This window comes from Streptosporangium sp. NPDC006930, assembly GCF_040635605.1.
Classification (GTDB): domain Bacteria; phylum Actinomycetota; class Actinomycetes; order Streptosporangiales; family Streptosporangiaceae; genus Streptosporangium.
This window is the reverse complement of record NZ_JBEYID010000010.1, coordinates 296,098-307,159: the sequence shown is the minus strand read 5'-3', so window position 1 is coordinate 307,159 and position 11,062 is coordinate 296,098. Positions and strand designations below refer to the sequence as shown.

Annotated in this window: 10 protein-coding genes; 6 read left to right on the top strand and 4 right to left on the bottom strand. The window is 73.1% G+C overall.

Annotation, left to right across the window (positions count from 1 at the left end; translation table 11 throughout):
* The first annotated feature begins 269 nt into the window (after window positions 1-269).
* The 4 genes from ABZ664_RS20205 to plsX all read left to right on the top strand — a co-directional run bounded on the left by ABZ664_RS20205 (window position 270) and on the right by plsX (window position 3,988).
* A complete protein-coding gene (locus tag ABZ664_RS20205; RefSeq protein WP_362511661.1) occupies window positions 270-488 on the top strand; it encodes a hypothetical protein in 219 nt (72 codons plus the stop codon).
* Complete coding sequence (gene crtI / locus ABZ664_RS20200) at window positions 485-1,945, top strand: phytoene desaturase family protein (protein ID WP_362511658.1); 1,461 nt, start codon at window positions 485-487, stop codon at window positions 1,943-1,945. Before ABZ664_RS20205 ends, crtI (ABZ664_RS20200) begins: the two co-directional genes overlap by 4 nt.
* Complete coding sequence (locus ABZ664_RS20195) at window positions 1,942-2,841, top strand: phytoene/squalene synthase family protein (protein WP_362511655.1); 900 nt, start codon at window positions 1,942-1,944, stop codon at window positions 2,839-2,841. The genes crtI (ABZ664_RS20200) and ABZ664_RS20195 overlap by 4 nt, the downstream gene beginning before the upstream one ends.
* Before the next feature lie 175 nt (window positions 2,842-3,016).
* A complete protein-coding gene (gene plsX, locus ABZ664_RS20190; protein ID WP_362511652.1) occupies window positions 3,017-3,988 on the top strand; it encodes a phosphate acyltransferase PlsX in 972 nt (323 codons plus the stop codon).
* Between the two features lie 177 nt (window positions 3,989-4,165).
* On the opposite strand, the gene ABZ664_RS20185 is transcribed toward plsX, so the two are convergent.
* Complete coding sequence (locus ABZ664_RS20185) at window positions 4,166-4,810, bottom strand: spheroidene monooxygenase (RefSeq protein ID WP_362511649.1); 645 nt, start codon at window positions 4,808-4,810, stop codon at window positions 4,166-4,168.
* A gap of 40 nt (window positions 4,811-4,850) precedes the next feature.
* Here ABZ664_RS20185 and ABZ664_RS20180 point away from each other — a divergent pair, with 40 nt between their 5' ends.
* A complete protein-coding gene (locus ABZ664_RS20180) occupies window positions 4,851-5,447 on the top strand; it encodes a glycerol-3-phosphate acyltransferase (RefSeq protein ID WP_362511646.1) in 597 nt (198 codons plus the stop codon).
* Here the strand turns inward: ABZ664_RS20180 and ABZ664_RS20175 are convergent.
* The 3 genes from ABZ664_RS20175 to ABZ664_RS20165 all read right to left on the bottom strand — a co-directional run bounded on the left by ABZ664_RS20175 (window position 5,398) and on the right by ABZ664_RS20165 (window position 9,098).
* Complete coding sequence (locus ABZ664_RS20175) at window positions 5,398-6,747, bottom strand: glycosyltransferase family 2 protein (protein ID WP_362511643.1); 1,350 nt, start codon at window positions 6,745-6,747, stop codon at window positions 5,398-5,400. The genes ABZ664_RS20180 and ABZ664_RS20175 overlap by 50 nt on opposite strands.
* Before the next feature lie 2 nt (window positions 6,748-6,749).
* The gene (gene crtI / locus ABZ664_RS20170) at window positions 6,750-8,210 is read right to left on the bottom strand and encodes a phytoene desaturase family protein (RefSeq protein ID WP_362511640.1); all 1,461 of its coding nucleotides are present in this window, start codon (window positions 8,208-8,210) and stop codon (window positions 6,750-6,752) included.
* A gap of 63 nt (window positions 8,211-8,273) precedes the next feature.
* Window positions 8,274-9,098 carry a carotenoid biosynthesis protein gene (locus ABZ664_RS20165; RefSeq protein WP_362511637.1) on the bottom strand — a complete coding sequence of 275 codons (825 nt, stop codon included), beginning with the start codon at window positions 9,096-9,098 and terminating at the stop codon, window positions 8,274-8,276.
* A 371-nt stretch (window positions 9,099-9,469) separates the two neighbouring features.
* Between ABZ664_RS20165 and ABZ664_RS20160 the strand changes: the two genes are divergently transcribed.
* The gene (locus ABZ664_RS20160) at window positions 9,470-11,044 is read left to right on the top strand and encodes an AMP-binding protein (RefSeq protein ID WP_362511634.1); all 1,575 of its coding nucleotides are present in this window, start codon (window positions 9,470-9,472) and stop codon (window positions 11,042-11,044) included.
* Window positions 11,045-11,062: the final 18 nt, after the last annotated feature.

Sequence of the window (11,062 nt, the reverse complement as noted above, 5' to 3'; positions counted from 1 at the left end):
CGCCTCCTTCTCCGACACGCCCGCCGTCTGGGGGATGCTGTTGGACGCGGGGGGGCTGGCCCGGCGCGGCACCGTGTCCGCCGCGCGGCGGACGCCGGGCCTCGCCGTTTTTACGCCTTCTTGCGCCGTGGGTTGACTTACCCGCAGCCCGGCCCGGGGATGGATCGTCAGATGCCACCGGTCACGGGCCATACGCCTGCCGTCGGACAAACGCATCCAGACGTGGTGTCGCTTGCGAAGTCTCCTGTGGACGAGAAGGAGTGATGCCCATGGCCGCCGTCACACGTGGGACCGACCGGTCCCGTGAGCGGACGGACCCCCATCCGGGACGGAAGGCGACCCCGCCCACCCGTACACAGGCCGACGCGCCGCCGCAGGTCACCGGCGCGGGAGTGACGGGTCCGGCCGTACGGGCGGCCGGCGTACTCGTCGCGGGTGTGGACGGGCCGGCCGGTGAGGGAGACCTGGTGACGAGGAGGGGCGCGTGAGCCCGGTCGTGGTGATCGGCGCCGGTCTCGGAGGTCTCGCCGCCGCGGTCCGGCTCGCCGCCGCCGGGCGGGACGTCACGATCGTGGAGGCGAACGAGGTGCCGGGCGGCTGCTGCGGCACGGCCACCCTCGGCGAGTACCGCTTCGACACCGGCCCCTCGGTGCTGACCATGCCGGAGGTCCTGGCCGACGTCTTCGCCGCCGCCGGACAGGACATGGAGAGCATGCTTCCGCTGCGGCGCCTGGACCCGTACTACCGGCTGCGCTACCACGACGGCTCCCACCTGGACCTGGTGGCCGGGGAGGAGGCGATGACCGAGCGGGTGCGCGCGCTGAGCGGCGCCGCGGAGGCCGCGAGATACCGGCGTTTCCGCGCCAGGCTCGGCGAGCTCTTCGACATCGAGTGGCCCGCGTTCATCGACCGCGACATGACGAGGCTGCGCGACCTCGCCCAGCCCCGCGTCCTGGCGCGCCTCGCGGCCCTGGGCGGCTTCCGCAGCATGGACTCCCTCGTCAGGAGCCACCTCACCGACCACCGGCTGATCAAGGCGCACACCTTCCAGGCCCTGTACGTGGGCCTGCCGCCCCGCCAGGCGCTCGGGATCTACGCGGTCATCGCCCACATGGACACCGTCGGGGGCGTCTTCTTCCCGCGCGACGGCGGGATGCACGCCATCCCGGTCGCCCTGGCGACGCTCGCCGAGAAGGCGGGCGCGCGCATCCGGTACGGGGTCCGCGCCGTGAAGGTCGAGGCAGGATCCTCCGGCGTCCGTGGGGTGAGGCTCGACACCGGAGAGCGCCTCGCGGCCGGGAACGTCGTGGTCGCCTGCGACCTGTCCCGCGCCCACACCGGGCTGCTCCCGAAGGGCGCGGGCGACTGGCGGCTCCGCCGTCCCCGCTACTCGCCCTCCTGCCTGGTCATGCACTTCGGCCTGGACCGCCACCTGGCCGGGCAGGCGCACCACACCCTGCACTTCGGCAGGGAGTGGGAGGCCACCTTCGACGCGCTGCGCGCCGGGAGGCCACAGCCCGACCCGAACCTGCTCGTCACCTACCCCGAGTCCGACACCGGCGCCGCGCCGTCGGGCCACGCCACCCTCACCGTGCTGGAACCGACCGCGAACCTGCGTGGCGGCGCCGACTGGGAGCGGCTCACCCCGAAACTGGAGGACCGGCTGTTCGGCAGGCTCGCCGACCTCGGTTACGGCGATCTGTCCGCCGCGCCGAGGCTCACCATCGACCCGCCCGCCTGGGCGCGGCTCGGCCACTCGGCGGGCACCCCGTTCGCGCTGGACCACCGCTTCGCCCAGACGGCCTGGTTCCGGCCGGCCGGGGCGGCCAGGCGCGTCCCTGGACTGCACTTCGCCGGAATGTACACCGCGCCGGGGGTCGGGGTGCCACCGGTGCTGATCTCCGGCAGGCTCGCCGCGGAACGCGTACTGGAGACCCCCCGATGACCCTGACCGCCAGTTACGAACTCTGCCGCAGGCTCAACGCCCGGCACGGCCGCTCCTACTACCTGGCGACCCTGCTGCTGCCCAGCTGGAAACGCCCGCACGTGCACGCCCTGTACGGCTTCGCGCGCTACGCCGACGAGATCGTGGACTCCTTCACGATGACCGGCGACAGGGCGCGGGCACTCGACGACCTGTCCGCCCGGCTCACCGAGGCCCTGGCGGGCGAGACCACCGGCGACCCGGTGCTCCCCGCGTTCGCGCAGACCGTGCGCTCCTTCGACATCGACCACCGCGACATCGACGCGTTCCTGAGCTCGATGCGGGCCGATCTGACCGTCACCCGCTACCCGACCTACGACGACCTGCTCGTCTACATGGAGGGCTCGGCCGCGGTGATCGGCACCATGATGCTGCCCGTTCTCGAACCGCTGCCCGGCATGGAGGAGAAGGCCCGCGAACCGGCTCGCCAGCTGGGGCTGGCCTTCCAGCTGACCAACTTCCTGCGTGACGTCGCCGAGGACCTGGAACGCGGCCGGGTCTACCTTCCACTGGAGGACCTGGACCGGTTCGGGGTGAAGGTCGCCGATCTGGAGGGCGGCGTCACCACCCCCGAACTGCGCGAGCTGATCGCCTTCCAGGCTCGGCGGACCAGGGACCACTACGCGCGGGCCGAGGAGGGGTTCGCCATGCTGACCCCCTCCTCCCGGCCGTGCATCCGAGCGGCCTTCGAGCTGTACGGAGGCATCCTCGACCGGATCGAGGCCGCCCGCTACGACGTCCTCGGCGCGAGGATCGTCGTACCCCGGCGACGACGACTGTCGATCTTCGCGCGGTACCTGCTCGCGGCGTCCGCGGCCGACCGCGCCGAACGCCGCGTGATCGTCGAGATTCCTTGAACCGGCCGGGCGGACGTGTCGCGAGGTTTCGGGTCGTGAGGTCATTCGATGAGAGGCCGCCGAAGGCGAGGGGAGTGGGTGCGGGTGTGGGACCGCCGGGCGCGGGGTCGTCCGGTGAGAGACCGTTCGACACCGTCTTCTGTGTCGCTGTTGTCGTTGTCGTGGGGAGAGTGTGATGGCAGAGCCTGTGGTCGTTGACGCGATGGGCGGAGACCACGGACCGATCGAGACGGTCGCCGGGGCGGTGGCCGCCCATCGCGAGCTGGGGGTCCCCGTGCTGCTGGTGGGCAGGGCGGGGGTCATCCGTGCCGAGCTCGACCGCCACGGCGCCGTCTCCGAGATCGGCGTGGTGCACGCCGAGGACGTCGTCCCGATGGCCGAACGGGGCGCGGGAGCGGTCTCCTCCACCACGACGAGCCTCACGGTCGGCTGTGATCTCGTACGGCGAGGAGCGGCCTCGGCCTTCGTGTCGGCCGGATCCACGGGCGCGGTCGTCTCATGTGCCATCCGTGGCATCGGCCGTGCCCCGGGCGTCCTGCGGCCGGCCCTGGCGATCGCGCTGCCCTCGGTCACCGGTGGCGCCACCGTGCTGATCGACGCGGGAGCCACCTCCGACCCCACACCGGAGATGATCGCCCAGTTCGCGTTGCTCGGAGCCTCCTACGCGCAACTCGTGCTCGGCGTCGCCGACCCGTCGGTGGGCCTGCTGTCGATCGGCTCGGAGCCCGGCAAGGGCAACCGGCTGACTCGCAGGGCCGGTGAGCTGCTTCCCGAACTGCCGTTCCGCTTCCACGGCAACGTGGAGGGCCACGACGTGCTCGCGGGCACCGTCGACGTGATCGCCACCGACGGCTTCACCGGCAATGTGGTGCTCAAGAACGTGGAGGGTTCGGTACGGGCCGCGCTGACGCTGGTGGCGCGCTCGGGGATCGCCGGGGCCGAGGAACTGAAAACGGTGGCCGACCGCTACGATCCCGAGACCCACGGCGGGGCGGCGCTGCTCGGGCTGAGCGGTACCGTCGTCGTCGCGCACGGCTCCTCGCGGGCGGCGACGATCGCGCGTGCCTGCGCGGTGGCCCACGACCTCGCCGAGGGCGGGGTCGTCACCCGCTTCGGCGACCATCTCACCGCGGGACCCGCTCGGTGAACGGGGGCGGGCGGCCGGGTGCTCCCGCGTTCCCGGACGCGGGGCGGGCGTCTCACCACGGCGTCCGCCCGTTGGGCGGAGGTGCTCCCGTGCTCGCGGTGCGCGCGTTTCACGGTGGTATCCGCGTGTCGGGCGGGGGCGGGACCCCGGCCCCGGGACAGGACGGACCGGGGTGGGTCAGGCCAGGGGGTCGGCGCCGTCCCAGGTGCCCTCACTCGCGTAGGGGGAGAACCGGGCGAACAGCTCCTCGGAGTACCAGTTCTCCTCGCGTGTCCTGCCGATCACGCGCCGGTGTGCCGCCCCCTTGTGGGCGAAGTCCCGCACCGCCGCGGCGTCGCGCCACACCGAGAACGTGCCCTGCCTGGCCAGCGGCCACTCGCCGACGCCGACCGAGGCGAGGCAGCCGTCCTGCTCCGCCAGCAGGCGGTCCACCCCGGGAACCGAGCGATAGAACGCCACCAGCCGGGAGGGCCGGATCGACGCGCGGGTCAGCACGACGACGGGCCCGCCGGGATCGATCCCGGGCGTGCTCGCGGGAAGCGGGCCGAACGGCTCCACCCCGTTCCAGCTGCCACGTGAGGCGACGGGAGCGAGCCGCACCTGCCAGGACTCCCGCGCTTCACGCCGCCAGCGCGCCACCACCGGCGACTCGTCCAGGAAGCGGTCCAGGGCCCGCTCGTCGCGCCACACCGCGAGCAGGGCCCAGCGGCGCAGGTCCGCGCCCATGCCCGTCGACGCTCCGCGCCCTGAGCCGAGCAGCCGCCAGAACACCAGCCCCGGCGTGTTTCTCAGCACCGGCCGGTCGAACGCCATGTAGCGCATAGCCCTTAGATCCGCGTATCTCGTGAGATGGAAGGAAACGATGGTTCCGCTGCTCGTCTCGGTCATCGGCGGCTACCTTCTCGGGTCCGTACCGGTCGCCGTGCTGGTCGCCCGCGCGTACGGGTTCGACCCCCGAGAGGTCGGCGACCGCAACCCCGGCTTCTGGAACGTCAGGGAGCGGCTCGGCTGGCGGGCCGCCGTGCCGGTCTTCGCGGGCGACATGCTCAAGGGCACGTTCGCGGGGCTGCTCGCCCTGTGGGTCAGTGGCACGCACCTCACCTGGCCCGGCGGGGTGAGCGGCGACAGCACGGTGCCGGTGTATCTCGCGGTGGCCGCGGCCATGGCCGGGCACGCCTGGCCGGTCTTCGCCGGGTTCAGGGGCGGTCGCTCGATTCTCACCTTCGCGGGCGGCTTCGCCGTCATCTGCCCGCCGGGTTTCCTGCTCGGCGTGGCCGCCCTGATCGTGGCCGCCCTGGTGACGCGGTCGTTCGCGATCGGGGCGCGCGTCGGTGTCTTCGGCCTCCCGCTGCTGCAACTGCTCTTCGCGCCGGTCGCGTACGTGGCCGGGACAGGGCTGCTCATGTGCCTCATCGGGCTGCGCTTCGGTCAGGCGGCGCGGAACTCCCGCCCCTCGTGACCCGGCCCGGCCACGTGGTCGTCGGACCCGGCCGGGAACGCGTGGCCGTCGTGACCCGCTCCGGCGACATGGTCGTCGTGTCCGGTCCTGGACGTCCGCCCGTCGTGACCTGCCCCGGCGGCGTACCCGTCGTGACCTGGCCGAGGCGGGAGACCGTCGTGGTCGCCGGGTAGGTACGGCCCCGCCAGCTGCGCACCGGGCGCAACGTGGCCTGCGTCAGCCGCAGGGCCGCCAGCGGATCCAGCAGCGGGGAGAGCAGCACGCCCAGCCCCGGCCGCGTGTAGCTGCCGCGCAGCGCGCCGGCGAGCAGCGACCGTACGGTCAGCAGGGCCAGGTCGAGCCGGGTGGGACGGCCGGTCACCAGCCGCAGCACGGGCAGTGCGGCGGTGAGCCAGACCACGGCCAGGTCGGCGGCCTGCCAGCCGGGCGCGGTGACGTCGCGCAGCGACAGCGACCGCCCCCACTCCCGCCACACCTCGGCGGCGGAATCGTGCATGTCGACCTCCAGCAGTCCTCCCGCGTCCAGGAATCCCACGGACCATCCGTCCGCCGCGAGGGTCCTGGCCAGTGCCACGTCGTCGGCCATGTGCCCGCGTACCCGCGCGAATCCCCGGGCGTCCAGCATCGCCGTGCGGTGGAAGGCCGTGCACTGGCCGTTGGCCACCGTGCGGTGCGGGGCCGGGGGAGCCGAAGGACCGATCGGGCCGAAGCGGTAGACGAGCGTCGCGAGGAACGACGCGTGCAGCGCCTGCTCGGCCACCCCCTCGCACACGAACCTGGGTCCCGCGCTCACCAGGTCGTACTCTCCCAGGGTCGCGGTGAGCGCGCCGATGAGCCCCGGCGCGGGTCTGGCGTCGGCGTCCAGGGTCACCACGACGTCGCCTCCGGCGGCCTCGACCCCCTGCTTCAGCGCCCACTGCTTGCCCACCCAGCCCTCGGGCAGCGGCGCTCCCGCGATGACCTTCGCGCCGAGTTCGGCCGCGAGGAGCGCGGTGCCGTCGCGTGACTCGTCGTCGACGACGACGATCTCCGCGACGTCCGGATCGGCGAGCAGCGCCGACAGGCACGGGCCGATGCGGGCCTCCTCGTCGCGGGCGGGGATCACCACCGAGACGCGCGGCGGCGCCGTCCGGGCGGGAACCGGCACGGGCGGACGGTCTCGCGCCGTCCGGGCGGGAGTCGGCGCGGGCAGGTGGTGGTCTCGCGCGACGGTGAGCGGGGGCAGGCGGTTTCGCCCCCTGGCCAGCCGTACCGCCACGACGAGCGCGGCGGCGGCCTGCAGAGCGGTGAGGACTCTCATCGTCAGGCCTCCACGCCGGGATGTCCCGGAGAACCGGAGGGGAAGTCCTCCCGTACGAGCGAGGCGACGATGCGGGCGCCCATCGCGACCAGCGGCAGCCCGCCGCCGGGATGCGCCGAGCCGCCCACCAGGTACAGGCCGCGCAGGGGACCCCGGTTGCCCGGGCGGCGGAAGGGCGCGAGCCTGCCCGAGTAGGCGCCGCCGTAGATCGAGCCGCCCCACGAGCCGTACCGGTCGCGCAGGTCGGCGGGGGTGAACAGGTCCACGAAACGCAACCGCCCCGACAGGTCGTGACCCCTGCTCGCCAGGCGTTCGAGCACCAGGTCCCGGTACGCCTCGGGGGACATCGGCCACCGGCCGGGGTCGCGGGCGGGGACGTTGACCAGCATGACCCAGTTCTCCGTGCCCGGCGGGGCCTGCGAGGGGTCGTCCACGACCGAGCAGCCGATGTAGACGGTCGGGTCCTCCGGTGGCCTGCGCCGCCGGAAGATGTCACCGAACTCCCGCTCGTAGTCGCCGGAGAAGACGATCGAGTGGTGGCCGAGCCCTTCTGTCCTGCCCTCCACCCCGGCCAGCAGCAGGAACGCCGAGGAGGAGGTGCCGAGCGCGGCGATGCGCCGCAGCCGCCGCCGGTCGGGCAACAGCTGCCCGTACAGCGCGGCGGCGTCGGTGTTGGCGACCACGATGTCGGCGCGCTCACGCTCGCCCGAGGCGAGCCGCACCCCCGTGACCCGTTCGCCGTCGGTGAGCACCCGGGTCACCTCCGCGCCCAGGACGACCTCCACCCCGGCCTTCTCCAGCAGCGGGACCAGGGCGTCGGCGATGCGGGGAAGCCCTCCGGGGACGTACCAGCCGCCCTCGCCGTGCTCGATCGCCGGGACGCACCCCAGCGCGGCCGGGGCGCGGTACGGGTCGGAGCCCGCGTAGGTCGCGTAACGGCCGACGTACTGGCGCAGGCGCGGGTCGGTGAAGAAACGGCGGGCCAGGCCGTCGAGGGTCCGGCCAGGCGCCACCGCGAGCAGGTCCGACAGGCGGGCCTCGGTGGGCGGCCGGGTGAGCGGTCCGCTGAAGAAGGTGCGACGCGAGGCGTCGAAACAGCCCCGCGCCCAGTCGTGGAAGGCGAGCCAGGCGCGGCCCTCGCCGGGCGCGAGCCGGTCGACCTCGGCGGCCATCCGCACCGGGTCGCGGTACGCCGCGAGCGTCGAGCCGTCGGCGAAGCGGTAGCGGCACAGCTCGTCGAGCTCCACCAGGTCGAGCTGCAGCCCGAGGTCGGTGAAGACGCCGGGCAGGGTGAGCAGGGAGGGGCCGATGGAGAAGGTGAAGCCGTCCCTGGTGTGCTCGGCGAGCTTGCCGCCCAGCCGGGGGAGCCGCTCGTACAGGCGCACCCGATGCCCCTGCCCGGCCAGCAGCAGCGCGGAGACCATGCCACCGACGCCGCCGCCTATCACCGTTGTCTCAGGCATCCGCGCCCCCTTCCGACGAGTTCGACGAGTCTGGTGAATCCGATGGGTTCGATGGGTGAGGTGTCACGCCCGGCCCGCCTCGGGATCCGGCCGTCCACGGCGTCCGCGCCTCCAGGCGAGCAGGGTGAACAGGCCCATCGAGAGCCCTCCGGCCGTGGCCACCAGCGGGTCCGTCGGGTCGAAGACGAACGCGAAGCCGATGGTCTCCATGACCGCCATCACCGTGTAGACCGACACCAGCCCGGCGTTCCACGTCGCGGGCTCGGTGAGTACGCCCTCCAGCAGGGCCATGACCAGCAGGGAGACGACGAGCCAACCCGCGAAGTTGCCGAGGGGGACGTCCCGGTAGGGGCCGGGGTCGTGCCAGACCCACAGGTCCAGCCGCATCATCTGCGGGTCCAGGAACAGGTCCCAGGCGGTGAGGGCGAGCGCCCCCGTGACGATCCGCGCGGCCCTGCTCCCCGGCGCGATGGCGGCGGCCACGGCGTGGGCCGCGAGCCCCATGCCGCCCCACGCCACCGCCACGATCACCGGCACCCCGCCGAGCGCGGGCTGGAGAACATCGGTGTAGTGGTAGGCGCCGAACGGCACGCCCGTCCTGATCCCGATCCACTCGGCGGCGTACCCGGTCGCGACCACGGCCGCGAACGCCGCGAAGACCTTGGCGGGGGAGTGGGTCGCGCAGGCGAAGGCGAGCGCGCTCGCCGCGAGCAGCAGGACGACGACGCTGGTCAGCAGGATCGGCCGGGCCTGCAGTCCCGTGGCGACCTGCGCGACGACCATCGCGCCCAGCAGCACCGTGCCGAGCACGCTCGTCGCGCCCGCTCGCGCTCTCACCGGCGAAGGCCGCTCCCGCACCGCGTCGTGCCCGGATCGTCCGCTGCTCATCTGATGGCTGTGCCCCATGGACGGTCATTCGATCGGTCGGGCGCGGTCAGATTCACTTTGAGGTCACGATTCCGACCGGGTTTCCGAGAAGCCGGATTTCCGGGAGCTCGCCCGGGGCGCCCCCACCGGATGTCGACGACCGGCGGCCGGTGGGGCGGGATCTCTGATGATTCTCTGATCTGCGCTGTCTAGCTTCGTGATGGGCGGCATGCCGACCGTACACGGCATGCCGCCCAGGCGGGTCCCATAGCCGCCGCAGGGACCCACGAGGGTCCAGGAAACGCCCCCGGAAGAACCCCGGCGAAGACCCCGGAGAGATCCGGAATCGCGAAGACGCCGCGGTGACCCGAGTGAGACCAGAGGAGCCGAGCATGAGTGTTCCCGCCGAGCCGCCGTTCCCGCACCCCCTTCTCGAAGCGCTGCGGAACTCGCCCGGCGCCCCGGCCTTCGAGCAGGGGGACAGGGTCGTCTCGCGAGGTGAGCTACTGGAGATCATCTGGCGGCTGGCGGGGGCGATGCTCGACGCCGGGCTGGGCCCCGGCAGGGCCGTCGCCGTCAACACGGGCGTCACCCCCGAGGCGTTCGCCGCCCACATCGCCGCCTACACCCTGGGCTGCCGGGTCGTGGGAGTCCGGCCCGGCTACCCGGCGGCCCAGCTCGCCCATGTGCTCGGGATGGGAGTCGACGCCCTCCTCGTCGACCGGTCCACCGTGACGCCGGAGCTGCTCGGGGCCGCCGGCCCCATCACGCTGCTCTCGCTCGGGCCGTGCCCCCAGCCCGACGGCCGTTCTGTCCTCGCGGCGGTCGACCTGCTCGCCGACACCGGTGCCGACGAGCAGCGGCCCCTCGTCGCCGCGGCCCGTCCGGACGACGTGGCCGCCCTGAGTTTCACCAGCGGCAGCACCGGCCGCCCCAAAGGCTGCGCGATCACCTACCGCGCGCTCGGCGAGCACTGGTCGTGGCAGCCCCGCGTGTGGTCCCCGCTCACGAACGAGCTCGCGGGAGCCTTCGAGCGCTACATGCTGTTCGGCACCCTGTCCAGCATGGTGGTCCTGGACTTCCTGGGGCTGTGCCTGCTGGGAGGGGGCACCGCGGTGATCCCCGAGGAGGACGGTAAGCCCCTGTTCCCGTACGCGATCGAACGCCACCGGATCACCGGCTCCATCATTACCGTGCCCCGGCTGTACCAGATGCTCGACCTGCTCCGGGACGAGCCGGTCGACGTCGGCTGCCTGCGCGCGCTGGTGGTGGCCGGATCACCGATCGGTCCGGGGCGTCTGGCGGAGGCGGGGGACCGGCTCGGGCCCGTGGTCTACCAGGGGTACGGGCAGACCGAGGTGGGCCTGATCTCGGTGCTCACTCCCGCGGACATCGCCGCGTTCCCGGCCCACGCCCTGCCCTCGGTCGGCCGACCGTACTCGGGTGTCGAGATCAGCGTGCGCGACGAGGAGGACCATGAGGTGGCCGTAGGGCGCACCGGTGAGATCTACGTGCGCACCCCGTACCTGATGTCGGGTTACTGGGGGGATCCGAAGGAGACCGGCGAGACCCTGCGGGACGGCTGGGTGCGCACCCGGGACCTCGGCCACCTGGACGAGAAGGGTTTCCTGCACCTTGTCGGCCGCACCCGTGACGTGATCATGGTCAACGCGATGGTGGTGTACGCGGGGCCCATCGAGCGGGTGCTGGCCGGCCATCCCGACGTCGCCGAGGCGTACGTGGCCGGGGCACCGGACGAGCTGACGGGAGAGGCCGTCCACGCGTTCGTCGTACCGGCCGAGGGCAGGACCCTCGACTGCGACGCGCTGGCCGCGCTGGTGGGCGACGAACTCGGCGAGAGCAGCGTCCCCTGGACGATCACGACGCTGTCCTCCGTCCCGGTCGCCGCGAGCGGCAAGCCCGACAAGCGCGCTCTGCTGGACCTGCTCGACCGGCGGGCTCTCTGATCCTTCTCTGAGAATTGC